Origin of the sequence: Salinicola socius, assembly GCF_001937195.1 — a bacterium.
GTDB lineage: Bacteria > Pseudomonadota > Gammaproteobacteria > Pseudomonadales > Halomonadaceae > Salinicola > Salinicola socius.
The window spans coordinates 1-25,188 of sequence record NZ_MSDO01000014.1 but is presented as its reverse complement, the minus strand read 5'-3'; the positions used below and the strand labels follow the sequence as shown (position 1 = coordinate 25,188).

Genomic DNA, 25,188 nt, shown 5'->3' with positions numbered 1-25,188 from the left:
TGCCGATGCAGCGGCCGCTGCGCTGGCTGTGGCTGTCGCTGGTGGTCATCGTGCTCGATCTGGGCATCAAGGCGCTGGCGTCCGCCCATCTCGATTACGGTCGGCCGCTGGAAGTGTTGCCGATCTTCAATCTGACGCTTTTGCACAATACCGGCGCAGCATTCAGTTTCCTGGCCGAGCATGCGGGCTGGCAGCGCTGGCTGTTCGCGTTCATCGCCATCGGCGCCAGTATCGGTCTGACGATATGGCTGTCGAGACTGAAACGCGGCGAGACGCTCACCGCGATCTCGCTGACGCTGGTGATCGGCGGCGCCATCGGCAATCTCTACGACCGTCTGGTGCACGGCTACGTGGTCGACTACCTGTCGTTTCACTGGGGCGACTGGTACTACCCGGCGTTCAACCTGGCCGATACCGCGATCACGCTGGGGGCGGTCGGACTGGTGCTGCAGTCACTGTTCGATTCGCGCCGGCCGAAAGCCTCTCAGGCCGCCAGCAAGGACGAACCTTCTTTCACCAAAGGGGAATCCTCTTCAACCAAGGGTGACTCATGAACGAGAACGGCCAACAGGACGATCGCGACTATCGCATCGACGACGGCATGGAGATCACGCTGCATTTCACGGTCAAACTCGAGAACGGCGAAGTCGTCGACTCGACCCGTGACAAGCAGCCGGCGACGTTCCAGCTTGGCGACGGCAACCTGCCGCCGGGCTTCGAGGCGCCGCTCAAGGGCTTGGCGGCGGGCGATGCCGGTGCCTTCGAGGTCACGCCGGAACACGCCTTCGGCCAGCACAATCCACAGAACGTGCAACGCCTAAGTCGCGATGCCTTCGAGGAAGCGGTGGAGCCGGGCACCGTGATGTCGTTCGCCGATGCTGCCGGTGGCGAGCTGCCCGGGGTGATCGCCAGCGTCGACGAGCGTCATGTCGAGGTCGACTTCAATCATCCGCTGGCAGGGCGTACCCTGACCTTCGAGGTGGAAATTCTGGATGTGAGGCCCGCCACGACTCACTGAGGTCCGATCCGACTTCTCTACCGACATCCGAGCGCATCAAGCGAGGTCGCCATGTCAAAGGTTCCCATGCAAATCAAGCTGGCCAATCCCCGCGGTTTCTGTGCCGGCGTCGATCGTGCCATCGACATCGTCAATCGCGCGCTCGATGTCTTCGGGCCGCCGATCTATGTTCGCCATGAAGTGGTTCACAACCGCTTCGTGGTGGAGACGCTGCGCGAACGCGGGGCGATCTTCGTCGAAGAACTCGACGAGGTTCCCGATAATGTCATCGTGATCTTCTCCGCCCACGGCGTTTCGCGTGCCGTACAGCAGGAAGCCGAGCGTCGCGGGCTCAAGATTTTCGATGCCACCTGCCCGCTGGTGACCAAGGTCCATATGGAAGTGCTGCGCTACGCCAAGCGTGGCCAGGAGTGCGTGCTGATCGGCCACGCCGGCCATCCGGAGGTCGAGGGCACCATGGGGCGCTACGACGACAGCCACGGCGGGTCGATCTATCTGGTCGAGGACGAGCAGGATGTCGCCAAACTGCCGGTGCGGGACCCCTCGCGATTGGCGTTCGTTACCCAGACCACGCTGTCGATGGACGACACCGCCAAGGTGATCGATGCGCTGCGCGAACATTTTCCCGAGATTCAGGGGCCACGCAACGATGACATCTGCTACGCCACCCAGAACCGTCAGGATGCCGTGCGTGAACTCGCGACCGGTGCCGACCTGGTGCTGGTCGTGGGCAGCGTCAACAGCTCCAACTCCAATCGACTGCGCGAGCTCTCCGAACGTGTCGGCACGCCGGCCTACCTGATCGACGACGCCGAACAGATCGATTCGAACTGGCTCGAAGGTGTCGAGACCATCGGCATCACCGCCGGCGCCAGCGCGCCGGAAGTGCTGGTCAAAGGCGTCATCGACAAGCTCCAGGCGCTGGGCGCCAGCGTGCCGGAGGAACTTTCCGGTCGCGCCGAAACCATCACCTTCTCCATGCCCCGCGAACTGCGCGAACGCGTGATTGCCAGCGAAGTGTGACTGCCGCTCAATCTTCCTGATACCAGGCCGATAACAAAAAGTAACGAATGAAGCGCGCTGGCAGTTGACCAGCAGACTCGTTCTCAACTTTTGGGATTATCGGCCTTGTTGCATTCGCAGCGCGGACTCTCGCTGATCGAAGTCTTGATTGCCATCGTCGTGTTCAGCGTGGGCTTGCTGGGTGCGGCGCGGTTGATCGTCGAGCAACATCAGCTGGAACAGGAGTCTGGCTTTCGGGCGACCGCCACGTTGATGGCGGAGGACCTGCTCGAGCGTGTCAAGCTCGAGGACGCCGATGTCGATCGCTATCTCGGCGATTACGAGTTTGCCGATGCCGGGGCTAGCCCTGACGATGACGAAGGCGTTGAAGCGCCCGATGGGCTGCGCGACTGGGCGGCGACCTGGGTCCGTCGTCATGCCCTTCCCGGTGCGAAAGTGTGTTCCCGAAAAGTGTCTACCGGGGATGGAACAGGGAGTGAGATCGGCGTGACCGTGGTGTGGCGGTCTCGTCTCGAAATGACGCCGCCAGATGACCTTCCGACCTGTGTTTCGACCCGGGATTCGCGCCAGCAGCAGCGTTGGGTGGAGCTGACCACCTGGGCGGCCGCCATATGAGAATGCGACTGGAAGCGAACGCGCACCGCCAGTCAGGCGTGACGCTGATCGAGTTGATGATCGCAATGGTCATTGGCCTGATCATGATCCTGGCGCTTTCGCGGGTCTATCTCTCCAGTGCTGAAAGTGTCCGAGAGGCAGAAGCCCACGCGGCACTGACCGACAAGATGCGGCTGCTGCGTGAGCGTTTCGACTTCGAGTTTCGTCGTGCCGACTTCTGGGGGCGGGTGCCGGCAGACGCGGCCAGGCTCGGCGAGCTGACGCTGGGCGCGGATTGCGAGGGCGAGTTCGCTTTCGGGCGCAACGGGGAGAGTCAGCCGTATCAGCCTCTGGGTATCTGGGCCGCCGACGCGAAGCCTGATGGCTGCAACATCGATGAGGCGATGGACGATCAAAGCTACGTGGCGCTGCGCTACGCTGGCGATTCCTGTTCCTCCGGCTGCGATTCTCCCTCCGTGCGTAGTTTCTACCCTTCCATCTATTTCTTCACGGGCAACGCCCCCGCGCTGCCGGAGCGCGCCAACCGCGATGATAACTGGCAGTACGAGGGCAGCCTTTACTACTTGAAACGCGACAGCACGCTGTGGCGTCTTCGAATTTCCGGCAGCAATCTGAGAAACCAGGAAATTCTGCGCGGTGTCGAGGCGTTGAGCTATCGCTGGCACGACACCAATGAGGATGAGAATGGCGGCTGGGTGAACACCGATCAATTGAGCGTCAGCCGAATGCAGCAGGTCGACGGCGTCGAAATCGAAGCGGTCGTCTCGACCGAGACCCGCGCCACTTATCATGACTCGCGCTCCTATCCGTTGAGGGATGGTCGCGTGGTAGCGACGCAACCGGGCCAGCGCTACCGGCATTTCTCCTTTGTGGTTCCCCTGGAGATGCACCGGTTCGGAGACGGCGATGAGTAGTCGTCTCGGAGCCAGGCGCCAGCAGGGGGTGGTGTTGATCATGAGCCTGATCTTCCTGCTGCTGCTGTCGCTGGCGTCAACGGCGCTGCTGAACACCGTGACATCGCAGAACCGCCTCGGGGTTGTGCATCAGCAGGCGCGCAGCCTGTTTCACTCCCTCCATGGCCGACTGGAAGCTGCCAGTCATGACAACACCACGCTCCGCACGGTTACCCAGACCGCGCAGGCAGGCGAGCCGCTCGATTGGCCTCAGCGCGCCGAGGCCGGGCCCGACTTGCAACCGTCGGCGCCCGATGACCAGATGCTGTCGCTCTCGGTCGAGCTGCTGAGGCCCGGTTACGACTGTCTTGTCACTGGCTATTCCAGCGGTAGCTGCCTGCCGATGGAGCTGCGCGGGGAAGGCAAGCGGGCGGCAGGTCAGGCCGATTCGTTTCAGGCACTGGGTCTTGTCGTTGAAACGATCAACGTCTCCTCCGGGGGCGACAGTCGCGCCGGAATATTCACCGGTCATCGAGGAGAGCAGACACCATGAGGATCGTGCTCCGCGGCCTGCCGATACTGTTGCTGGCGGCTGTCGCCTGCGTCGCGGGGGCCGACGACACCGATATCTATCGCAGTCTTTATGACATCGAAGAGCGAGGCGGTAACCCGCAGGTGATGATCCTGTTCGATACTTCTGCCAGCATGCGTGACGTGATCGTCGGTGCGCGCACCGAAACCAAGATGGCGATCGCCAAAGAGGTGATCGAGAAATTGGTGAGCAATAACCCTCGGGTCGATTTCGGGCTGACGATCTTCAATGGCAATTATTACTACCAGCCCAACGGTGGCCGCGTCATTTCTACCCTGCCGGGCATGCGGAATATTCGCGACGACGATAGCGACACGCGGCGCCAGGCGCTACTCGATATGGTGGCAGGTCTGAGGCCCATTACCACGACGCCACTGTGTGAGACCTATTACGAGGTTTTCCGCTATCTCAGCGGCGAAAAACCCTGGAGTGGTACGCTGGATCGTGCCTCCGGTGACACCAACCCCGCGTACAGCCCGGAAGCGCTCTCCGAGGGGCGCTACGTCTCGCCGCTGCGCCCGTGCGAGCCGCTCTATCTGATCTACATGACCGACGGCCTGCCTTATCTCGATACCGATGCCAATGGCAGGATCCAGGCGCTGCTGAGCGAGCAGGCCAGGGGTTTGTCATGTCGCCGCTATCCCGCCGCGCAGTCACGGGGCGGTGAGATCAACTGCCTGCCGGAGCTGGCTTACTATATGCAGCAACTGGAGACCTTCTCTCAGGGTGAGACCCCACGCGGGCCGGTGACCACCTATACCATCGGTTTCGATACCGATCAGCGCCTGCTGGTCGACAGCGCCAGTCCGCTCAACCTGGCGCCGGGCAAGACCTGCCCCACACCGCGCCGGGACACCCGTTACCATGGCCGCGACGCCTGCGTGGGCTATTTCACTGCCGCCAACTCGGCCCAGCTCTACGCTGCCTTCCAGGGCGCGATCGACGACGTGCTCTCGCGCAGCACGACCTTCTCCGCGCCGGCGGTCTCCGCCGCCTTTACCAGTAACACCCAGAGCTTCGACAGGCTCTACCTGCCGCGCTTTTTGCCACGTAACACGCCGCGTTGGAGCGGCAATCTCAAGCGTTTGCGCTTCGTGGCGCAAGACTCCTGGACGGATCGGTTGGGCCGCGACGCCTTCAACGCTTCCACCGGAGACATTCTGGATACGGCTTCCACTTGGTGGAGCGACAGGCTGGATCTCGACGAGCCGGACGGCAATACGGTCGAGGCGGGCGGGGTCGGCGGACTGCTGCGCCAAACCGTCGACCGGGCGCTGCGAACCACCGACCATGATGGGCGCCAGATCGTTACCGACGTCGAGGGTGCCCTGGTCGATTTTCGCGCCGGGGAAGGATGGATGCGTGATCCCGCGGCCTGGGGCCTGGCGGCGGAGACCCCGGCTGCGGCATTGGCGACGCTGATCGACTGGAGTCGGGGCCGGGATACCGAGGACGAGGATGGCGACGGCAATCGCCAGGAGGCGCGTCCATGGCTTCTCGGCGACATCCTCCATTCAGACCCGATCGCGCTCAACTACGGCGGGGAGAGCCAGGACGCGGAGAAGCTGTATCTCGCCTTCGGGACGAATGCGGGCTACCTGCACTTCGTGGACGGCGATACCGGGGATGAACAGTGGGCTTTCACGCCGCGAGCACTCGGGCCGCTCCATGCGGTGCTGCGCGAGAACCGCGAGGTGATCTCCTCGGACGAGACCTTGCAGCACCCCTACGGCATTGATGGCCCACCGGCCTACGTTCGTATCGATGCCAACGGCGATGGGCGCATTCGTGCCAGTGACGGCGACCGAGTCATCCTGGCATTCGGTTTACGCCGTGGCGGAGATCGCTACTATGCAATCGATGTCAGCGATCCTCTCGCGCCCCGGCTCGCCTGGGAAATCGAGCCGAAGGGTGACTTCGCAGAGCTTGGGCAGAGCTGGGCGGCGCCGATCCCGACCCGCGTGCCGGGACATGCCAATCCGGTCTTCGTGATCACTGGCGGCTATGACACCGGACGCGACGACCCGACGCGGGATGCCAATGACCCGGACGCCATGGGACGGGCGGTCTATATCGTCGATGCCCTCGACGGCTCGCTGGTCTATCGCGCCGATGCGTCCATGCCAGAGCGGTTCATCGGCGACGGCATTTTTGGCCACGCCATGCCGGCAGCCCCCGAGGTCGTGGATATCGACAGCGACGGCGTCGCCGATCGTATCTATCTCGCCGATGTCGGCGGCAATCTCTGGCGGCTCGATCTCGATCCGACCGTGAGCGCCGATGCGTGGCACATCCTTCAGGTTGCGAAGCTGGGCGGCAGTGGGCGTAACAACCGTCGCTTCTTCAACAGCGTGGATTTCGTCAGCCAGGTGGCAGGAGGCCGCCGCCAGGCGCTACTTCTGATTGGCAGCGGGGATCGCGCCAATCCCAAATCCGGCGGCGAGGGCGGGCGTGGGGCGCCGGTACGTGATGCCTTCTTTGCGATACGCGATGCGGTCAGTGACGCGCAGTTTTCCACTGACGAGCCGGTCAAGCCGGTCGCCCCCGATCAGCTAGTCGACGTCACCAACGACGCCTACTGCAGCCACGACCGCAGCGACCGCGACCGCCTCTGTGCCGATGTCTGGGCGCGGGAGGCCGGGTGGATCGTGTACCTGGATAACGGTTATGCGCTGCCGCTCCCCGGTGCCAAGGTGCTTTCCGAAAGCGTGACCATCAACGGCGTGACCTACTTTTCCGCCTACGTGCCAGAAGTGCCAACATCGATCTGCGTGCCAGTCATCGGCCGCAGCTATCTGTTTGGACTGGCGCTGCTGACAGCCCATGGGGCGCGAAGGGTGAATCTTCCCGACGACAGGCTGGATCGCAATACACGGGCGGTCGAGGCAGGGGAGTATCTGCTTGGCCGGCCATCGCTGATCGTACGTGATGGCGAGCTTTTCCTGCAGGGAATCGGGACGGCGAATCTGGCTCAACTCGTCGGCGAGGACGCGCGTGGCGACGCCGGCGGCCTCGCGCTGCCCTATCGCACACGGCGGACCTACTGGTATGAAATGGAGGAGCCTTCACCATGACGCGGACGCAGCGCGGCTTTACGCTGATCGAGTTGATGATCACCGTCGCTATCGTGGGCATTCTAGCGGCGATTGCCATTCCCAACTATCAGCAGTACGTCGAGCGTTCGCGCCGCAGCGATGGCCAGGCGGCTTTGCAGAGTGCCATGGCACGCCAGGAGGCCTACTACAGCCAATACCTGACTTATGCGCCAAGCGTCGAGGTGCTGACGAGCGACGAGGCCGGCGCACTCGATACCGACGATTATCGAATCGAGGTCTGCGGCGATCAGGCAGGTTGCAACGATGCCGACGACGATCAATACGTGCGGATGACCGCCACGCCGTTAGCCGATAGCCCGCAGCAGGGTGACGGCATTCTATGGCTTGATTCGCGGGGTGATAGAGGGATCATCCGCAATGGCATGGAGTGGGGGCCATGGTGACACGATTTCGGTATCTTTTTATGGCGATGACCGTCATAAGCGCCGCGGCTCTCGCCGACGAGCAGAAGTGCCTGGTACGCCAGCCCGGTGGCGGGCTCGAGATCCGCCATATCGAGATTGCCGATGATCGCCAGGCGACGTTTACGCTCCAGCACTACTTGGATGCGCATGAGCGGCCGGGACAGATTGTGGAAAGTTGCATCGATCTGGGAAGGCACTTTGACTCGGCGAAGGCGCGTGAGAGGGACGCAAAGTCGCCACGCTGAGCCTGCGACCGCTAACCTATCAATGGCTCACGGCTCGGGGGCCACCACACAGCCCGCGCTATTGCCGTACTCCACTCTGATTCTGCCCGCGTCGTTGACGATGACTTTGTTGCTACCACTGTGATTACACAGTGTGAAGCTTGTCATTGATGTGTGAAGTTGCCAGGGGGCGCTGGGGAAGACGATGGCGCTGGAACTGCTTCGGCGCAGTTCAACCCCTTCTACTTCGTGCCTGCCCGACAGACGGTTGGCGTTGCCGTCCGCCAGATCCCACTGATAACCCGCCAGCCAATCATCGCCACAGCCCGCGATGCCAGACGCTGTAACTGGACACAGTTGCCATGAGCGGCGCGTCGAAGTCGATAGCTGACGTAGTCCCTCCAGCCGCTGCTGCAATGCTTGCGTTTCCACGCGAAGACGGTGAGCGTCTATCCATCCGCTGGCCGAAAGGGAGATCCCGGCCACGATTGCCATGACCGCCAACGTGACCATCAACTCGATAAGAGTGAAGCCACGCTGGCGGTGGAAAGCGCTCTTCGCGCCTTGGCTTGAGGGCATGATGCGGTCCGGGTGCCGGGCGAATGGTAGAATCGCCCTTTTGTCAGGATATCGACAGCATGCAGGATTTCTTGATCGTGGGCGGGGGTGTCATCGGCATGATGACGGCGCTGCAGTTGGCCGATGCCGGCCATTCGGTGGCGCTGGTCGAGCGCGGCCAGTGTGGCCGTGAAGCCTCCTGGGCCGGCGGCGGTATCGTCTCGCCGCTTTACCCGTGGCGTTACTCGAAAGCGATCTCGGCGTTGTCCAGCTGGTCCGAGGGGCGCTACCCCGAGCTGGCCGGGCGGCTGCTCGAGGAGACCGGCATCGATCCCGAATATCGCCAGAAAGGCCTGCTCTATCTACGAGTCGAGGATGTCGACATCGCCCTCGCCTGGGCGCGGGACGTCGCCAAACCGCTGGCGCGCATCGATGCCGAAAGGCTCTATGCCAAGGAGCCCAATGCGGCACCGGGCTTCGATGGCGCGTTATGGATGCCGACGCTCGGCAGCATCCGCAATCCGCGGCTGGGTCAGGCGCTGCGGGCACGCCTGCTGCAGATGCCGACGGTGAATCTGCACGAGCAGTGCGAGGTATCGGCGCTGATTCGCGAGGGGGATGCCATTCGGGGCGTGGCGACGCCCCAAGGCGCGATCCGCGCCGGCCACACCGTCGTCTGTGCCGGCGCCTGGTCGCGAGCGCTGCTGGCGGAGATCGGCGTCGAACTGCCAGTCCGGCCGGTCAAGGGCCAGATGATTCTGTTCAAGGCGCCGCCGGGGCTAATCGAGCGTGTCGTGCTCAAGGACGGACGCTACGTGATTCCCCGCGGGGACGGCAGGGTGCTGGCGGGGTCGACGCTCGAGGAGGTCGGCTTCGACAAGCAGACGACCGGAGAGGCCTATGCCTCGCTTCGTGCCAGCGCGCTCTCCATCGTTCCCGCGTTGGCCGACTGTCCGGTCGAGCATCACTGGGCGGGTTTACGTCCGGGCTCGCCCGACGGCGTGCCGATGATCGGGGCCGTGGCAGCGTTCGAGGGGCTGCATGTCAACGCCGGCCACTACCGCAATGGCCTGGTGCTGGCGCCGGCCGCCACCCGGCTGCTGGTGGACCAGTTGATTGGCTGTGAACCGATCGTCGACCCTCGCCCCTACTTGCCTGGCTCTTGTCCGCCCCATTCCGAGCGGCCGGCAGGTTGAGCATCGATGGGGTTTTGCCTCTATGGATCGCATGCGCGAAAATGGCCCAAAGGGTTGCCGCAGCGACGGTTTCCCGTTGGATGGTGGTTCCCGTTGAACAGTGATCAGCGCGCCGCTGCTTATCTGGAGGGCTTTCGATCTGTGGATACCGCGATCCGGAGAAGCCCACCTGCTTGGAGAAATCGATGGCGATGCAAGATCTGACCCTGGTGATGGCGCAACTGGACCCGATGGTAGGTGATATCGCCGCTAACACCGCGGCGGCCATCGAGGCAGTGCGCGAGGCGCGACTCGAACACGGTGCGGATGTCGTCGTGTTCAGCGAGCTGTTTCTGACCGGCTACCCGCCGGAGGATCTGCTGCTGCGCGAGGCGATGGAATCACGCCTGCAGGACGCGCTGGAAGAGATGGCACGCAAGATCGACAAGATCGCCCCGGAGACGCTGGTCATCATCGGCTACCCGGGGGTGCGTCGCGGCCAGCGCTACAATCTGGCGGGCGTGCTGCTGGGCGGTGAGTGGCGCGGCGAGTATGCCAAGCAGGCGCTGCCCAACTATCAGGTCTTCGATGAGGATCGCTATTTCGAGCCGGGGCACGAGCCGCTGATGATCGAGCATAAAGGCGCCAGGCTCGGCATTCTGATCTGCGAGGATCTCTGGGACGGTGCGCCGGTGCGTCAAGCGGCCGAGGCTGGCGCCGACATTCTGGTGACGCTCAATGCCTCGCCGTTTCATCTCGACAAGCCTGCCGAGCGCGAGCGTCTGTTTGCCGAGCGCGCGCGGGAAGTCGGCAGGCCGCTGGTCTACGTCAACGCCATCGGCGGGCAGGACGAACTGGTGTTCGATGGCGGCTCGCTGGTGCTTGACGCCGCAGGGGAGGTGGCCGTTCGCGCCCCGTTCTGGCAGGTCGGGCTGATGCCGGTGCGCTTCACGCGAGATGAAGCGAGCTGGGAGCCGCAAGGCGGCGAGCGAGAGCCGCTGCTTGGCGCCGAGGAAAATCTCTACTGCGCGCTGGTCACCGGGCTTCGCGACTACGTCAACAAGAGCGGCTTCAAGGGCGTGGTAATGGGGCTTTCCGGCGGTATCGACTCGTCGTTGTCGCTGGCGATTGCGGTCGATGCACTGGGGCCGGATCGCGTCCATGCGGTAATGATGCCGTATCACTATACCGCCGAGATCTCCCAGGCCGACGCCGCCGAACAGGCGAAGATGCTGGGTGTCGGTTATGAGGTGATGCCGATCGCGCCGATGGTCGAAGCGTTCACCGCAACGCTCGCCGACAGTTTCAGCGGTCTGGCGGCCGACACGACCGAAGAGAACCTGCAGTCCCGCGTGCGCGGCGTGCTGCTGATGGCGATCTCCAACAAGAAGGGGCTGATGGTTCAGACTACCGGCAACAAGAGCGAGATGGCAGTGGGCTATGCCACGCTCTACGGCGACATGGTCGGTGGCTACAACGCACTCAAGGATGTCTACAAGACTTGGGTCTACCGCCTGGCCAACTGGCGCAATGCTCAGGAGCCGGCGATCCCCGAGCGGGTAATCACGCGTCCGCCGTCTGCCGAGCTGGCGCCGGATCAGCAGGACAGCGATTCCCTGCCGGGTTATGACGTGCTGGATGCGATTCTCGAACGCTATATCGAACGCGACATGAGCGCCGAGGCGATCATCGAAGCCGGTTTCGAGCGCGACGACGTCTATCGGGTGGTCAAGCTGGTCGATCGCAGCGAATACAAGCGACGCCAGGCGCCAGTGGGGGTTCGGGTGACACTCAGGGGCTTCGGCCGCGATCGGCGTTATCCCATCGTCAACGGTTGGCAGCCGGGGGCTTAGATCACCGCGTGACCCACGAAAAGCGCCGCTTGCCATATCGGCAAGCGGCGCTTTTATTCCTGAGCTCGTAGCTCGTAGCTCGTAGCTAGTGACTCCTGGTGTCTAGCCGTTCAACGTCAGCGGCGGATTGACGTCGACATGCCTTGGCACGAAGGTGTCGCCATCGAGCTGGCTGTTGTCGGGATCGTTCTCGATCAGCGTCTGGAGCACGGTCTCGGCGCGGTCTCGCATGTTCAAGCCGAGGTAGCCTTCCACCATGACCGCCAGGGCGTCACGCGTTGCTGCGGCTTTCGGGTAGTGCTCGATGACCCAGCGACCGCGTTCGACCGCGGCGACGTAGGCGCCTTTACGAAGATAGAAGTCGGCGACTTGCAGCTCGTGGCGCGCCATGACGTTGCGCAAATAGATGATGCGCTGGCGAGCGTCCGGGGCGTAGGCGCTATCGGGGAAACGCCGCACCAGTTCGCCGAAATCGACGTAGGCATCGCGGGACGCGCCGAGATCACGCTTGGAAATATCGATCAGTGCCAGGCTCTCGAGGCTGAAACGCCCCGCCTGGTAAGCACCGAGCCCGCGCATGTAGTAGGCGTAATCGACCTGCGGATGATCCGGGTGAAGACGGATGAATCGGCTGGCGGCCGCGCGGGTCTTCTCCCAATCCTCGACCTCGTAATAGGCATAGATCAGTTCGAGCTGGGCCTGTTCGGCATAGCGCCCGAACGGGAAACGAGTATCCAGCGCTTCCAGCTGAGTCACGGCAGCGCTGTAACGGCCGGCATCGAGGGAGCTCTGGGCCTGCTGGTACAGATCCTGTTCCTGCATGTCGGGGGCGGGCTCGTTGCTGGCGCAGCCAGCGAGCAGGGCGCCTGCCAACAACAGGGCGGCCAGAGCGGAACATCGCGCAGAAAATCGCATCATCATCCTCGTATCAACCATTCCTTGGCGGCCGTGCTAGAATCCGCCGAATCCGGCTCACTATAAAGCAAACCCGTGTACTGACGAAACGTACTGACAAAACGTACTGACGAAACGCGCCGACGAAACGTACCGGCAAAACGTACCGGCGAACGGAACCGACCCCCACGTATGGCCGACATCCTAAAGCGTGACGAACGCGTACCCGAGCACCTGGCCGGGCGACGTCTCGACCAGACTGCCGCTGAAATGTTCCCTGAATTCTCGCGAGAACGCCTCAAGGGGTGGATACAGCAGGGGGAATTGACGATCGACGGGCAAAAAGCCCGGCCCAAGGATAAGGTGATCGGCGGCGAGCGGCTAGCGCTCGACACCCAGCTCGAGGAGGAAACTCGCTGGGAGCCTCAGGCAATTCCCTTGTCCATCGTCTTCGAGGATGACGACGTCATGGTGATCGACAAGCCTGCCGGTCTGGTCGTCCATCCTGCCGCCGGCAACCCCGACGGCACCCTGCTCAACGCCCTGTTGCATCATCATGGCGCGCTGGCGGCGATTCCGCGTGCGGGCATCGTCCACCGGCTCGACAAGGACACCACCGGATTGATGATGGTGGCCAAGACGTTGAGGGCGCAGACGGCGCTGGTGGCACAGCTGCAGGCGCGAACGGTGTCACGTGAGTACGACGCCATCGTGGTGGGCGCGATGACCGCGGGGGGCAAGGTCGACGCACCGATCGGCCGCCACCCCAAGGATCGTCAGCGCCAGGCCGTGACCGAGTCGGGCAAACCGGCGGTTACGCACTATCGGGTCCAGGAGCGTTTTCGTGGCCATACCCACGTTCGCTGTCGACTCGAGACCGGCCGCACGCACCAGATCCGGGTGCATCTGGCCCACGTTCGTTATCCGCTGATCGGTGATCCGGTCTACGGTGGGCGGTTCAAGCTGCCCCCCGGCGCTGGCGAATCCCTGAAGACGCTGCTGAGAGAATTTCCGAGGCAGGCCCTGCATGCGCATAAACTGCGCTTCGAGCATCCTGTCAGCGGCGCGCCGATCGAGTGCAAGGCGCCGTTGCCGGATGACATGTTTCTGCTGCTGGACGCGCTTCGCGAGGATCAGGAGGCCGATTGATGCATTCAGAATCGTGTTCGTCGACGCTGACGAACGAGCCCGAGACATCGGCAATGGACGCGCCGACGCTGCTGCTGCCTGACTGGTCCGCGCCGAGTACGGTCGGCGCTTTCGTCACCACGCGTGAAACCGGCCCCAGCCGCGGCGATTTCGCGGCGTTCAATCCGGCGGCTCACGTCGGTGACGATCCTGAGACCGTGGTCCGCTGTCGAGATCGGCTGGTCACCGAGATCGGCGATCAGCGGCCGCTGTTGTGGCTCGATCAGGTGCATGGCGCCGGCGTCGTTCAGCGCGACCGGCCGAGCTATCGTCGACAACCTCCGCAGGCCGATGCCTCGGTAGCGTTCGACCGCGGTCATGCCTGCGTCATTCTGACCGCGGATTGCCTGCCGGTCTTTTTCTGCGATCGCCAGGGGACACGTGTCGGACTGGCCCACGCTGGCTGGCGCGGTCTCGCCGGCGGCGTGCTGGAAGCCAGCGTGGCGGCACTGAACGTCGATCCCGAAGAGCTGATGGTATGGATGGGCCCGGCGATCTCCAACGCCCAGTTCGAGGTCGGCCCGGAGGTGTTCGAGGCTTTCGTCGCCATGCAGCCCGAAGCCGAAAACGCGTTCGAGCGCAGCCCCTATCGCCTGAACCATTACATGGCGGACCTCTATCGCCTCGCCCGGCTGCGACTGGAGCGCATCGGCATCGTCTCGATCAGCGGTGGACACTTCTGCACGGCCTGCGAGTCTCGCTTCTACTCCCATCGCCGCGATGATGGCCACACGGGGCGAATGGCCAGCGCGATCTGGTTGCGCTGAGTCGCCTGCCCTGTCGCTGGCCCGCTCTCTTTTCATGAATTTCATTCGTCTGTGGCGTTCTGTCGCGGCGAATTTTTCATTCGCCTCGCTTGAAAAGATCCAACATACCTCCATATAAGTGTCAACTAATGAAAACGACGGGCCGCCGAGAACTCTCGTGTCGGCTGCTGGAGGTAGACCTATGCGTATGGATCGCATGACAACCAAGCTGCAGAACGCGCTCGCCGAAGCACAGTCGCTGGCGGTAGGGCGTGGGCATAACCAACTCGACCCCGGCCATCTGCTGATGGCGCTGCTCGAGTCACGCGACAGCGGCATCAAAGGGCTGGTGCAGAAGGCCGGGGGCGAGGTCAGCCGGTTACGCGAAGGGCTGACCCAATATCTCGGCAATCTTCCCGAAGTGGGTCAGTTCGATGGCAATGTCGGCATGAGCCAGGATCTGGCACGGCTGTTCAACCTGGCCGATCGGGAAGCCCAGACCCGCGGCGATCAGTACATCGCCATCGAGCTGGTGCTGCTCGCCGCGCTGGACATGAAGAACGGGCTGACCAAGGTACTCACGCAAGCCGGGCTGGATCGTAAGCGTCTCGCCAGTGCGATCAGTGAGCTGCGCGGTGGGGCCAATGTCGATGACGCCAACGCCGAGGAGAAACGCGAGGCGCTGGAGAAGTACACGCTCGATCTGACCGCCCGTGCCACCGAAGGCAAGCTGGATCCGGTGATCGGCCGCGACGACGAGATCCGTCGTACGATTCAGGTGCTGCAGCGCCGGACCAAGAACAACCCGGTATTGATCGGCGAGCCCGGCGTGGGCAAGACCGCCATCGTCGAAGGGCTGGCGCAGCGTATCGTCAACGGCGAAGTGCCGGAGGGGCTCAAGGACAAGCGTGTGCTGTCTCTCGACATGGGCTCGCTGCTGGCCGGCGCCAAGTTCCGCGGCGAGTTCGAGGAGCGGCTGAAATCCGTGCTCAGCGAGCTGTCCAAGGAAGAAGGGCGCGTCATTCTGTTCATCGACGAGCTGCATACCATGGTCGGCGCCGGTAAAGGCGAAGGTGCCATGGACGCCGGCAACATGCTCAAGCCGGCGCTGGCGCGCGGCGAGCTGCACTGCGTCGGCGCCACCACGCTCAACGAGTACCGGCAGTATATCGAGAAGGATGCCGCGCTGGAGCGCCGTTTCCAGAAAGTGCTGGTCGACGAGCCGTCCGAGGAGGACACCATCGCCATTCTGCGCGGCCTCAAGGAGCGCTACGAGGTTCATCATGGCGTCGATATCACCGATTCGGCGATCATCGCCGCGGCCAAGCTGTCGACCCGGTACATCACCGATCGGCAACTGCCGGACAAGGCGATCGATCTGATCGACGAGGCGGCATCGCGCATCCGCATGGAGCTCGACTCCAAGCCGGAGGAGATGGATCGGCTCGACCGGCGCCTGATCCAGCTCAAGATGGAGCGCGAGGCGCTGAAGAAGGAGACCGACGAGGCGTCCAAGAAGCGGCTCGACAATCTCGAAGCCCAGATCGACGAGCTCGAGCGCGAGTACGCCGACCTCGAAGAGGTGTGGAAATCCGAGAAGGCCAGCATCCAGGGCGCGGCTCAGTACAAGGCCGAGCTCGAGCAGGTGCGGATCGATCTCGAAGCGGCGCGACGTCAGGGCGACCTGGGTCGGATGTCCGAACTGCAGTACGGCGTGATCCCCAAACTCGAACGACAGATCGCCGAGAGCAACGATAGCGAGGGCCCGGATCCCGCCAAGCACCAGCTGCTGCGATCCAACGTCACCGAGGAGGAGATCGCCGAGGTCGTCTCGCGCTGGACCGGCATTCCCGTCGCCAAGATGCTCGAGGGCGAGCGTGACAAGCTGCTGCGCATGGAGGACGCGCTGCACGAGCGGGTCATCGGCCAGGACGAAGCGGTCAAGGCGGTGGCCAACGCCGTACGCCGCTCGCGTGCCGGGTTGTCCGATCCGAACCGGCCCAACGGCTCGTTTCTGTTCCTCGGCCCCACCGGCGTGGGCAAGACCGAGCTGTGCAAGTCGCTGGCCAACTTCCTGTTCGATACCGAAGAGTCGATGGTGCGCATCGACATGTCGGAGTTCATGGAGAAGCACTCCGTCGCTCGCCTGATCGGTGCGCCTCCCGGTTATGTCGGTTACGAGGAGGGCGGTTATCTGACCGAGGCCGTACGCCGCAAGCCCTACTCGGTGCTGCTGCTGGACGAGGTCGAGAAGGCGCATCCGGATGTGTTCAACATCCTGCTGCAGGTGCTGGAAGATGGCCGCCTGACCGATGGTCAGGGGCGCACGGTGGATTTCCGCAATACCGTGATCGTGATGACCTCCAACCTGGGCTCCGACATCATCCAGCGCATGGGTGGCGAGGAAACGGAATACTCGGCAATGCGCGATGCAGTGATGACGGTGGTAGGCAACCACTTCCGGCCGGAATTGATCAACCGTATCGACGAGGTCGTGGTGTTCCATGCGCTGGGCCAGGAGCAGATTCAGGCGATTGCCTCGATCCAGCTCGATCGCCTGCGCAGCCGTCTCGCCGAGCGTGACCTCGAGCTCGAGGTCAGCAGTGAGGCGATGGCGCAACTGGCGGTGGTCGGCTTCGATCCGGTGTTCGGCGCGCGTCCGCTCAAGCGTGCGATCCAGAGCCGGATCGAGAACCCGCTGGCGCAGGATCTGCTGTCGGGCCGCTTCCTGCCTGGCGACACCATCCGTGTCCGCGCGGACGGCGATCACCTGGTCTTCGACAAGTAACGGGTCGGCCCGGCGATGCGCCGGGCCGATCATCGTTTCCAACGTTTCAAGTCAAACGGTCGCGTCCTGACCGTCTTACCGCCCGTGGCGTCCAACGTCACGGGTTTTTTACGAGCGTGGTTCGCCCCGCGGCGACAGCTTCTCCTGCATTTTCTCCAGCGCGACGCCCTTGGTCTCGGGCATCAGGAAGGCGACGAAGACGACCTGCAGCACCATCATGAAGGCGAAGAACGCAAACACCGGCCCGCCGTTGAATACGCTCAGCACCCAAGGCGTGACCAGGGTGATGACGGCGGCGAAAAACCAGTGGGTGAAACTGCCGAGCGATTGTCCGCGGGCGCGTTCACGGTTGGGGAATATCTCCGAGATGAAGACCCAGATCACCGTGCCCTGACTGATGCCATGGGCAGCCACGAACAGGCACAACTGCAACGGAATCAGCGCGCCGCCGAGGTTATCGGTAAAGAACGCATGCGAGATGATCGACAGCGAGATGATGTATCCCACCGAGCCGATGTACATCAGCGTTCGCCGCCCGAAGCGATCGATCAGCGCCATGCCGATCATGGTGAAGAGCACCATGATCAGCCCGATGCCGGCGGTGGAGAGCAGGGCGGCGTTGTCGCCCAGCTGCGCCGACTCGAGAATGCGGGGCGCGTAATAGAGCACGAAGTTGATGCCGGTGAACTGGTTGAAGAAGGCGATCAGGAAAGCCAGCGTGATGGGCAATCGGTAGCGGCGCGAGAAAAATCGCGACTGGACTTTGCTGTCTTCGCGATCGGCGGCCTGGATCTCCTCGATCTGGGCCTGGTTGTCGCGTTGCGGGTCGATCTGATCGAGCACCTTGGCAGCGGCGCGCGTGTCGTTGCGGTTGAGAATCAGCCAGCGCGGACTCTCCGGCACCTTGAGTAGTGCCAGCGTGTAGACGAGGGCCGGGACGGCTTCGATGCCGACCATCCAGCGCCAGGCGTCGTCGCCGAGCAGGCTGCCCAGAATGGCGTTGGAGACGTAGGCCATGAAGATCCCGAACACGACGTTGAACTGATACAGCGCGACCAGGTTGCCGCGACGTTCAGCCGGCGCGATCTCGGAAATGTAGGCCGGCGCCGCGACCGAGGACATCCCCACCCCGAAGCCGCCGATCAGACGGAAGAACGAAAACCAGAACGGATCGGTCGCCAGCGCCGATCCCACGGCGGAAACTAAATAGAGCACGCCAATGACGAAGAGCGTCGTGCGTCGGCCTAGCCGGTCGGTCGGCCAGTTGCCGAAAATGGCGCCGAGTACCGTGCCCCACAGCGCCATCGACATGATGAAAAGGCCATGCTCGAGATCGCTCAGCCCCCACAGCGCCTGGATGGGTTTGTCGGCACCGGAGATCACCGCGGTATCGAAGCCGAATAGAAAGCCGGCCATGGCCACGAACGCGGACCATTTCACAATGGGGGACATGCGCGTTACTCCAACGAGTGGGTTTGTCTGCCGATCATCATCGATGCTCACATCCAGTACAGCAGTGATGTCTCGTTGGCGCCGCGCAAAGCGATCCAACTTTAGTCGGCGTCAGCCGCGGTATTCAGACGATATTCCCGCCGAAGACTCGACTGGCGGCGTCGAAGGTTGACAGCCCCGGAGTGCTGGGGGAATCTATGCGATTCCTGATTGCGGGCGCAGCCAATGACGGGTGATCCCCGGCCGCTGCGTGAAGGGTAGGTTCCCAGTGACCTCTACCCGCCTGTCGAAGGAGACCTTTCTCAGCTTTGTTGGGAAACCAAGGGCGCGGGCCAAACGCCTGTTCCCCGCCAACCCCGATGCGGCGATCTGCCGTATCAGGAATCGCCAACGCCCAGGCGCGACCGATTCCTATGAGTGCGGGTCCTCACCCCGGGCCCAGGACGCCAGGATATGGCATCAGGCGTCGACCGCAGGTCGACAGCGGCTTACCGCCGTGATTGAGCTTCGTTTCCGTGTATCGCGCCAATCGTTCACGGATCGGGTTTTGTGATCAAAACCGCGAAGCGGCACTCGAACTTCCAGGGGAGACTCACCAGTGGAATTACTTTCCGGCGCCGATATGATCGCCCGCTTTCTGAAAGACGAAGGCGTCGAGCGTATCTATGGCTACCCGGGCGGAGCGGCGTTGCACATCTACGATGCCCTGTTCCGTCAGGATAGCGTTCAACACATTCTCGTTCGGCATGAACAGGCTGCGACCCACGCCGCCGATGGCTACGCCCGAGCCTCCGGCAAACCCGGCGTGGTGCTGGTCACCTCCGGCCCCGGCGCGACCAACGCCGTCACCGGCATCGCTACCGCCTACATGGATTCGATCCCGATGGTGGTGCTGTGCGGCCAGGTCGCCAGTCACCTGATCGGCGAAGATGCCTTTCAGGAGACCGATATCGTCGGCGTTACCCGGCCGGTGGTGAAACATAGCTTCTCGATCAGGCACCCCAGCCAGATTCCCGAGGTGCTGAAGAAAGCGTTCTACCTGGCCGCGACCGGTCGGCCAGGGCCGGTGGTCGTGGATATTCCCAAGGATATGACCGCGCCCACCGAGCGCTATGAATACGTCTATCCGAAGAAGGTCAAGATTCGTTCCTACAACCCGGTGACCCGTGGGCACAGCGGCCAGATCAAGAAGGCCGTCGACATGATGCTCAAGGCGCGCCGGCCGGTGTTCTACACTGGCGGCGGTATCGTCACCGGCCGGGCGTCGGAGGCGTTGACCGATCTGGTCCGGCGGCTCGGCTTTCCGATCACCACTACGCTGATGGGGATCGGCGGTTATCCGCAAGGCGACCGCCAGTCGCTGGGCTGGCTCGGCATGCACGGCAGTTTCGAGGCCAACATGGCGATGCATCATGCCGATCTGATCGTCGCCATCGGCGCGCGCTTCGACGACCGCGTCACCAACAACACCTCGAAGTTCTGTCCCACGGCCAAGATCGTGCATGTGGATATCGATCCCAGCTCGATCTCCAAGACCGTGCGCGCGGACGTGCCGATCGTCGGCGCGGCCGGCAGCGTCATCGACGAGATGATCAGCCTGATCCAGGGCCGCGAGGCGTCCAACGCAGAGTCGCTGGGCGAGTGGTGGAAGAGCATCGAGGGCTGGCGTTCCGAGCGCGAAGGCAAGCTCTACGAGCCTTCGAAGCCGGGCGAGGCGCTCAAGCCGCAGGAGGTGATCGAGGCGGTCTACCGCGCCACCCGCGGCGAGGCGTTCGTGACCACCGACGTGGGTCAGCACCAGATGTTCGCGGCGCAGTACTACAAGTTCGCCAAGCCCAACCGTTTCATTACCTCCGGCGGCCTCGGCACCATGGGCTTCGGCTTCCCGGCGGCGATGGGCGTCAAGCTCAGCTATCCGCAGGACGACGTGGTCTGCTTCACCGGCGAAGGCAGCTTCCAGATGATGATGCAGGAGCTGTCGACCTGTAAGCAGTTCGACGTCGGCGTCAAGATCGTCAACCTCAACAACCAATCGCTGGGGATGGTGCGCCAGTGGCAGGACTTGAACTACAAGTCGCGCCACGCCCACTCCTACATGGAGTCGCTGCCGGACTTCACCAAGTTGATCGAGGCCTACGGCTTCACCGCGATCAAGGTGAAGACGCACGACGAGCTGGCTCCGGCGCTGGAGCGTGCCTTCGCCGATACCAACGAGCTCGTGTTCCTCGATATCTATGTCGATCCATTCGAGCACGTCTATCCGATGCAGGTGCCGCTGGGCTCCATGCGTGACATGCTGCTTTCGAAGACGGAGCGGACCTGATGCGCCATATCATCTCGATCCTGCTGGAAAACGAACCCGGCGCCCTGTCCCGCGTGGTGGGGCTGTTTTCCCAGCGCAACTTCAATATCGAAACCCTCAACGTGGCGCCGACCGAAGACCCGTCGCTGTCGCGTCTGACCGTGACCACGGTGGGCGATGACCGGGTGATAGAGCAGATCACCAAGCATCTCAACAAGCTGATCGACGTGGTCAAGCTGGTCGACCTGACCGAGGGCAATCACATCGAGCGCGAACTGATGCTGGTCAAGGTCAAGGCGCTGGGCGCGGCCCGCGACGAGGTCAAGCGTACGGCGGACATCTTCCGCGCGCAGGTCGTTGACGTCACGCCGAGCGTCTACACCGTCCAGATTACCGGCGATGCCGGCAAGCTCGATGCTTTCGTTCAGGCGATGGCGCCGATCGGCATTCTGGAAGTGGCACGCACCGGCGTCTCGGGCATTGCCCGTGGGGACAAGCTGCTCACGCTGTAACTACGATCCATCGCCAGACCCACGCCCGGCAGAAGCGATTCTGTCGGGCGTTTTGCGTTTTCAGACGCGTCGGGGTCGGGTCAGTTAGGCAGCTGGGCCCATAGCGCCTCGATCAGCGCACTCTTCAAGCGGCGCTTGAGCACGCACAGGCCGACATCGTAATGAGGTAGCTCCGGCTTGACCGGCAGAATCGTGATCCGATCCAGCAGGGGGCTGTTGTCGAGCACGATGCGCGGCACGATACCGACTCCGAAACCCAGTCCGACCATGCTGACGATCGCTTCGTTACCGGCTACCTGGGCATAGATGCGGGGGCTGATGCCCATGGCTCGGAACCAGGTATCAGCATGATCCCGCGACAGGCCGGATTCGGACAGGATCATCGGGACGCCTTTCCACTGCGAGGGCGTTGGCGTTTCCGGCGTGGCGGGCAGCCAGTCGGCGCCATCACGCGGGGCAATGAACACCAGCGGCGAGGTGGTCAGCGGCTTGAAGGCCAGTGCGTCCGGCAGGCTACGGGGGCGCGCGGTGATGGCGATGTCCTCGTTTTCGGCCTGGACCCGGGCAATGGCGTCCGCGGGATCGCCGGTATGCAGCTTGATCTCGATACGCGCATGACGCTGGCGGAACTCGCTCAACAATCGGTAGAGGAAGCTGTAGCTGGCGGTGACCGAGCAGTAGATGCTGATCTCGCCGGCCAGCTCGCGGGTTTCCGCCATCAGCGTGGCCTGCATCGCCTGCCACTGCTCCAGGGTTTCCCGAGCGTAGGAGTGAAACAGCTGACCTTCCCGCGTCAGCGTGACATGACGGTTGTCGCGCTCAAACAGCGTGACGCCGAGCGTCTCCTCCAGCTGGCGGATCGAACGACTCAGCGTGGATGGACTGACATGGCAGGCATCGCTGGCTCGGCCGAAGTGAAGATGATCGGCCAAGGCGAGGAACTGGGTGAGGGGGCGGTAATCCATGCTCGTTTCATTTATCGAAATGTCGTGTTGCAAATATAGCGTTTTACGCAACACGTTGCCTGGCTTATCGTGGCGCCAGGCTAGAACGAAGCCCGTCGCGGCAGACGCCGGCGGCGGCCGTCAACGCTGTCACTTTTGTAAAGACGTCTGTTTTTCGACGATGACAGTTCCGAGCGCCACGCTCACCAGATTCGATTTCCGGAGTTCGATATGCACGTTTATTACGACAAGGATTGCGACCTTTCGCTGATCCAGGCCAAGCAGGTCACTATCGTTGGCTACGGCTCCCAGGGCCATGCCCATGCCAATAACCTGAAAGAGTCCGGCGTTGACGTGACGGTCGGTCTGCGCAAGGGTTCTTCCTCGGCGGCCAAGGCCGAGAGCGCCGGCCTCAAGGTGGCGAGCGTCGCCGAGGCGTGCAAGACCGCCGACGTGGTCATGATTCTCGCGCCGGACGAAAACCAGAAGGTCATCTATGAGCAGGATATCGAGCCGAACCTGAAAGAGGGCGCCACGATCGCCTTCGCTCACGGCTTCAATATCCATTACAGTCAGGTGGAACCGCGCGCCGATCTCGACGTCATCATGATCGCGCCCAAGGCGCCGGGCCATACCGTGCGCTCCGAGTTCGTCCGCGGCGGCGGCATCCCGGATCTGATCGCCATCCATCAGGATGCGTCCGGCCAGGCCAAGGAGATCGCACTCTCCTACGCGGCGGCCATCGGCGGCGGCCGTAGCGGTATCATCGAGACGACCTTCAAGGACGAGACCGAAACCGATCTGTTCGGTGAGCAGGCCGTTCTCTGCGGCGGCGCGGTCGAACTGGTCAAGGCCGGTTTCGAAACGCTGACCGAAGCCGGCTACGCGCCGGAGATGGCCTACTTCGAGTGTCTGCACGAGCTCAAGCTGATCGTCGACCTGATGTATGAAGGCGGCATTGCCAACATGAACTACTCGATCTCGAACAACGCCGAGTACGGTGAGTACGTGACCGGTCGCGAGATCATCAACGATCAATCGCGCGCCGCCATGAAAAAGGCGCTGCAGCGCATCCAGGACGGTGAATACGCCAAGATGTTCATTGCCGAGGGCGCCTGCAACTACGCCTCCCTGAACGCACGCCGTCGTCAGACCGCCGAACACCCGGTCGAACAGGTGGGTGCCAAGCTGCGCGGCATGATGCCGTGGATCACCGCCAACCAGCTGGTCGACAAGAGCAAGAACTGAAACTCGATCCGTGAGTTCCAGCAGGGGCGCGACGAGGGTCGCGCCCCTGTTTTTTTTGCGCATCCGTCGGTGGGGGACGCGGCTTTTTATACAGGCATCTGTCGAGATTCCCGCTAGGCTGTAGAATGAGCCGGCTTTTATGCCCGAGCGCACTCGCCACTAATAGGACTCGCTTCATGACGCAGGATGACCGCCACCACGAGCAAGAGCCCGAAACCATAACCATCGGTGCTACCTCCCCACTGTACGACTCTCCGTTGTATGACGACGAAGATGAAGTCATCGAGGAGACGGTCGAAAACGGCAAGCGGATACGCCGTCGCGGTATCTATCTGCTGCCCAACCTGTTCACGCTCTCGGCACTGTTCGCGGGTTTCTATTCCATCGTGGCAGCCATGAACGGGGACTACGCCAAGGCGGCCATCGCTATCTTCGTCGCCATGGTCCTCGACGGACTGGACGGGCGCGTAGCCCGGTTGACCAATACACAGAGCGCCTTCGGCGCCGAGTTCGACAGCCTCGCCGACATGGTCTCGTTCGGCATGGCGCCGGCTCTGGTCGCGTTTACCTGGATTCTGCAGGACGTCGGCAAGCTCGGTTGGATCGCGGCGTTCATCTTCGTCGCGGGTGCCGCCCTGCGTCTGGCGCGGTTCAACGTCCAGATCGGCAGTGTCGACAAGAAGTGGTTCGTCGGTTTGCCCAGTCCCTCGGCAGCGGCAGTCGTGGCGGCTTGCGTCTGGGTCTTTCACACCTTCGATGCCGAATCGCTGGGCTTCAAGGTGCTGATGATCATCGTGGTAGCCGCGGCTGGTGTGTTGATGGTCAGTAACGTTCGCTATCACAGCTTCAAGGAGATCGATTTCAAGGGGCCGGTGCCATTCGTCTTCCTGTTGGCGATCGTGCTGCTGTTCGTGCTGATCTCTATCGAACCCTCGGTCATGCTGCTGGCACTGTTCGGTTGCTATGTCGTTTCCGGTCCGGTTCTGGCGCTGGGACGCTTGAACAAGGCGCGTAGAGAGAAGCGGCGAAGCGAAGCGGGCGGCCAGAACGCCCAGGATGATTAAAATCTGAAATTGCTCTCGCATTGCTGAAACGCCCGCCCCGCGCGGGCGTCGTCGTTTTTGGCGGCAGGGGCTGGGGGCGAATGTCCAAAAAGTTGAGCGCGAGGGCTTGCCAAGACGCGGGCGGGTCCGTAAAGTACGCATCCGCTGCCGCCGAGACAGGTCCTCGGAGGCGGTGAAGAAGAAAGCCAAGCGTTTGATTTGATTGAAGAAATCGGTTGACGCAAGGCGGTGAGGCAGGCACAATCGCTTCCCAGTTCTTCGCAGGGTCGGCACCACTGAGCAGCAACGGCGCCCGGCAGGATTCGACAGAAAAACGTTGACATCTTCGCTCAGATCCTTAAAATACGCCACTCCTTACGGCGAGCAAGAAAACAAGCGCTGACAAGCACTTGAAACCTTTCAGGCTCGTGGCGGAAGTCGCAAGACTCCCAAGTGGGAACGCTCTTTAACAATCGATCAGGTAATTGATGTGGGTGCTTGCTCTCGCGTGACGTCAGTCACGACATATCGAGGCAAGCGACTCGTCAAAGATTCGTTTGACCTTGAACCAAGTTTGGTCCGCTTTTTTCCTTGGTCTTC

Annotated in this window: 22 protein-coding genes; 18 read left to right on the top strand and 4 right to left on the bottom strand. The window is 62.6% G+C overall.

Features of this window, described 5'->3' with window-relative positions; all coding sequences use genetic code 11:
* The first annotated feature begins 5 nt into the window (after positions 1–5).
* The 9 genes from lspA (at position 6) to BTW07_RS10830 (ending at position 7,906) form a co-directional block, all read left to right on the top strand.
* Positions 6–554 (top strand): signal peptidase II, encoded by a 549-nt coding sequence (gene lspA / locus BTW07_RS10870; RefSeq protein WP_075570202.1) that lies wholly within the window; start codon positions 6–8, stop codon positions 552–554.
* Entirely contained in the window at positions 551–1,018 is a 468-nt protein-coding gene (gene fkpB / locus BTW07_RS10865) for an FKBP-type peptidyl-prolyl cis-trans isomerase (protein ID WP_075570201.1), read from the top strand. The genes lspA and fkpB overlap by 4 nt, the downstream gene beginning before the upstream one ends.
* A gap of 51 nt (positions 1,019–1,069) precedes the next feature.
* Positions 1,070–2,041: a 4-hydroxy-3-methylbut-2-enyl diphosphate reductase gene (gene ispH, locus BTW07_RS10860; protein ID WP_075570200.1), complete on the top strand. Its 972-nt coding sequence runs from the start codon at positions 1,070–1,072 to the stop codon at positions 2,039–2,041.
* A 105-nt stretch (positions 2,042–2,146) separates the two neighbouring features.
* Positions 2,147–2,656 (top strand): type IV pilus modification protein PilV, encoded by a 510-nt coding sequence (gene pilV, locus BTW07_RS10855; RefSeq protein WP_158025876.1) that lies wholly within the window; start codon positions 2,147–2,149, stop codon positions 2,654–2,656.
* Positions 2,653–3,570 (top strand): PilW family protein, encoded by a 918-nt coding sequence (locus tag BTW07_RS10850; RefSeq protein ID WP_083941774.1) that lies wholly within the window; start codon positions 2,653–2,655, stop codon positions 3,568–3,570. Before pilV ends, BTW07_RS10850 begins: the two co-directional genes overlap by 4 nt.
* Positions 3,563–4,102, top strand: coding sequence for a hypothetical protein (locus BTW07_RS10845; RefSeq protein ID WP_075570197.1), 540 nt, complete (start codon positions 3,563–3,565; stop codon positions 4,100–4,102). Before BTW07_RS10850 ends, BTW07_RS10845 begins: the two co-directional genes overlap by 8 nt.
* Positions 4,099–7,215, top strand: a complete 3,117-nt coding sequence (locus BTW07_RS10840) for a pilus assembly protein (RefSeq protein WP_075570196.1) — start codon at positions 4,099–4,101, stop codon at positions 7,213–7,215. Before BTW07_RS10845 ends, BTW07_RS10840 begins: the two co-directional genes overlap by 4 nt.
* Entirely contained in the window at positions 7,212–7,640 is a 429-nt protein-coding gene (locus BTW07_RS10835) for a type IV pilin protein (RefSeq protein ID WP_075570195.1), read from the top strand. The genes BTW07_RS10840 and BTW07_RS10835 overlap by 4 nt, the downstream gene beginning before the upstream one ends.
* On the top strand, positions 7,634–7,906 hold the full coding sequence (locus BTW07_RS10830; RefSeq protein ID WP_075570194.1) for a hypothetical protein: 273 nt from the start codon (positions 7,634–7,636) through the stop codon (positions 7,904–7,906). The genes BTW07_RS10835 and BTW07_RS10830 overlap by 7 nt, the downstream gene beginning before the upstream one ends.
* Before the next feature lie 27 nt (positions 7,907–7,933).
* On the opposite strand, the gene BTW07_RS19415 is transcribed toward BTW07_RS10830, so the two are convergent.
* On the bottom strand, positions 7,934–8,464 hold the full coding sequence (locus BTW07_RS19415; protein ID WP_083941772.1) for a pilus assembly FimT family protein: 531 nt from the start codon (positions 8,462–8,464) through the stop codon (positions 7,934–7,936).
* A gap of 59 nt (positions 8,465–8,523) precedes the next feature.
* Between BTW07_RS19415 and thiO the strand changes: the two genes are divergently transcribed.
* Together thiO and BTW07_RS10815 are read left to right on the top strand one after the other, a co-directional pair.
* Entirely contained in the window at positions 8,524–9,639 is a 1,116-nt protein-coding gene (thiO, locus tag BTW07_RS10820) for a glycine oxidase ThiO (RefSeq protein ID WP_075570193.1), read from the top strand.
* A gap of 191 nt (positions 9,640–9,830) precedes the next feature.
* On the top strand, positions 9,831–11,471 hold the full coding sequence (locus BTW07_RS10815; protein WP_075570229.1) for an NAD+ synthase: 1,641 nt from the start codon (positions 9,831–9,833) through the stop codon (positions 11,469–11,471).
* 102 nt (positions 11,472–11,573) lie between these two features.
* Here BTW07_RS10815 and BTW07_RS10810 read toward each other — a convergent pair whose 3' ends face one another.
* On the bottom strand, positions 11,574–12,386 hold the full coding sequence (locus tag BTW07_RS10810) for an outer membrane protein assembly factor BamD (RefSeq protein WP_075570228.1): 813 nt from the start codon (positions 12,384–12,386) through the stop codon (positions 11,574–11,576).
* A gap of 171 nt (positions 12,387–12,557) precedes the next feature.
* Between BTW07_RS10810 and rluD the strand changes: the two genes are divergently transcribed.
* From rluD to clpB, 3 genes are all read left to right on the top strand, one after another.
* Positions 12,558–13,514, top strand: coding sequence for a 23S rRNA pseudouridine(1911/1915/1917) synthase RluD (gene rluD / locus BTW07_RS10805; protein ID WP_075570192.1), 957 nt, complete (start codon positions 12,558–12,560; stop codon positions 13,512–13,514).
* 53 nt (positions 13,515–13,567) lie between these two features.
* Complete coding sequence (gene pgeF / locus BTW07_RS10800; RefSeq protein ID WP_075570227.1) at positions 13,568–14,320, top strand: peptidoglycan editing factor PgeF; 753 nt, start codon at positions 13,568–13,570, stop codon at positions 14,318–14,320.
* Between the two features lie 181 nt (positions 14,321–14,501).
* A complete protein-coding gene (gene clpB, locus BTW07_RS10795; RefSeq protein ID WP_075570191.1) occupies positions 14,502–17,087 on the top strand; it encodes an ATP-dependent chaperone ClpB in 2,586 nt (861 codons plus the stop codon).
* Positions 17,088–17,195: 108 nt separating this feature from the next.
* Here clpB and BTW07_RS10790 read toward each other — a convergent pair whose 3' ends face one another.
* Positions 17,196–18,539: a sugar porter family MFS transporter gene (locus tag BTW07_RS10790; RefSeq protein WP_075570190.1), complete on the bottom strand. Its 1,344-nt coding sequence runs from the start codon at positions 18,537–18,539 to the stop codon at positions 17,196–17,198.
* A gap of 598 nt (positions 18,540–19,137) precedes the next feature.
* Here BTW07_RS10790 and BTW07_RS10785 point away from each other — a divergent pair.
* Both BTW07_RS10785 and ilvN read left to right on the top strand, forming a co-directional pair.
* Complete coding sequence (locus tag BTW07_RS10785; RefSeq protein WP_075570189.1) at positions 19,138–20,862, top strand: acetolactate synthase 3 large subunit; 1,725 nt, start codon at positions 19,138–19,140, stop codon at positions 20,860–20,862.
* Positions 20,862–21,353 (top strand): acetolactate synthase small subunit, encoded by a 492-nt coding sequence (gene ilvN / locus BTW07_RS10780; protein WP_075561369.1) that lies wholly within the window; start codon positions 20,862–20,864, stop codon positions 21,351–21,353. The genes BTW07_RS10785 and ilvN overlap by 1 nt, the downstream gene beginning before the upstream one ends.
* 80 nt (positions 21,354–21,433) lie before the next feature.
* On the opposite strand, the gene ilvY is transcribed toward ilvN, so the two are convergent.
* Positions 21,434–22,318, bottom strand: coding sequence for an HTH-type transcriptional activator IlvY (gene ilvY, locus BTW07_RS10775; RefSeq protein ID WP_075570188.1), 885 nt, complete (start codon positions 22,316–22,318; stop codon positions 21,434–21,436).
* Positions 22,319–22,528: 210 nt separating this feature from the next.
* On the opposite strand from ilvY, the gene ilvC reads away from it, so the two are divergent.
* Entirely contained in the window at positions 22,529–23,545 is a 1,017-nt protein-coding gene (gene ilvC, locus BTW07_RS10770) for a ketol-acid reductoisomerase (RefSeq protein ID WP_075570187.1), read from the top strand.
* A 176-nt stretch (positions 23,546–23,721) separates the two neighbouring features.
* A complete protein-coding gene (gene pssA, locus BTW07_RS10765) occupies positions 23,722–24,609 on the top strand; it encodes a CDP-diacylglycerol--serine O-phosphatidyltransferase (RefSeq protein ID WP_075570186.1) in 888 nt (295 codons plus the stop codon).
* The last annotated feature ends 579 nt before the right edge of the window (positions 24,610–25,188 follow it).

Excerpts from the sequence above, each read along its gene's own strand:
- ilvC (WP_075570187.1), top strand. The coding sequence starts at position 22,529 with ATGCACGTTTATTACGACAAGGATTGCGACCTTTCGCTGATCCAGGCC.
- BTW07_RS10840 (WP_075570196.1), top strand. The coding sequence starts at position 4,099 with ATGAGGATCGTGCTCCGCGGCCTGCCGATACTGTTGCTGGCGGCTGTC.
- BTW07_RS10830 (WP_075570194.1), top strand. The coding sequence starts at position 7,634 with ATGGTGACACGATTTCGGTATCTTTTTATGGCGATGACCGTCATAAGC.
- lspA (WP_075570202.1), top strand. The coding sequence starts at position 6 with ATGCAGCGGCCGCTGCGCTGGCTGTGGCTGTCGCTGGTGGTCATCGTG.
- BTW07_RS10850 (WP_083941774.1), top strand. The coding sequence starts at position 2,653 with ATGAGAATGCGACTGGAAGCGAACGCGCACCGCCAGTCAGGCGTGACG.
- BTW07_RS10815 (WP_075570229.1), top strand. The coding sequence starts at position 9,831 with ATGCAAGATCTGACCCTGGTGATGGCGCAACTGGACCCGATGGTAGGT.
- thiO (WP_075570193.1), top strand. The coding sequence starts at position 8,524 with ATGCAGGATTTCTTGATCGTGGGCGGGGGTGTCATCGGCATGATGACG.
- rluD (WP_075570192.1), top strand. The coding sequence starts at position 12,558 with ATGGCCGACATCCTAAAGCGTGACGAACGCGTACCCGAGCACCTGGCC.
- clpB (WP_075570191.1), top strand. The coding sequence starts at position 14,502 with ATGCGTATGGATCGCATGACAACCAAGCTGCAGAACGCGCTCGCCGAA.
- BTW07_RS19415 (WP_083941772.1), bottom strand. The coding sequence starts at position 8,464 with ATGCCCTCAAGCCAAGGCGCGAAGAGCGCTTTCCACCGCCAGCGTGGC.
- BTW07_RS10845 (WP_075570197.1), top strand. The coding sequence starts at position 3,563 with ATGAGTAGTCGTCTCGGAGCCAGGCGCCAGCAGGGGGTGGTGTTGATC.
- BTW07_RS10835 (WP_075570195.1), top strand. The coding sequence starts at position 7,212 with ATGACGCGGACGCAGCGCGGCTTTACGCTGATCGAGTTGATGATCACC.
- BTW07_RS10790 (WP_075570190.1), bottom strand. The coding sequence starts at position 18,539 with ATGTCCCCCATTGTGAAATGGTCCGCGTTCGTGGCCATGGCCGGCTTT.
- BTW07_RS10810 (WP_075570228.1), bottom strand. The coding sequence starts at position 12,386 with ATGCGATTTTCTGCGCGATGTTCCGCTCTGGCCGCCCTGTTGTTGGCA.
- fkpB (WP_075570201.1), top strand. The coding sequence starts at position 551 with ATGAACGAGAACGGCCAACAGGACGATCGCGACTATCGCATCGACGAC.
- ispH (WP_075570200.1), top strand. The coding sequence starts at position 1,070 with ATGTCAAAGGTTCCCATGCAAATCAAGCTGGCCAATCCCCGCGGTTTC.
- ilvN (WP_075561369.1), top strand. The coding sequence starts at position 20,862 with ATGCGCCATATCATCTCGATCCTGCTGGAAAACGAACCCGGCGCCCTG.
- pssA (WP_075570186.1), top strand. The coding sequence starts at position 23,722 with ATGACGCAGGATGACCGCCACCACGAGCAAGAGCCCGAAACCATAACC.
- ilvY (WP_075570188.1), bottom strand. The coding sequence starts at position 22,318 with ATGGATTACCGCCCCCTCACCCAGTTCCTCGCCTTGGCCGATCATCTT.
- pgeF (WP_075570227.1), top strand. The coding sequence starts at position 13,568 with ATGGACGCGCCGACGCTGCTGCTGCCTGACTGGTCCGCGCCGAGTACG.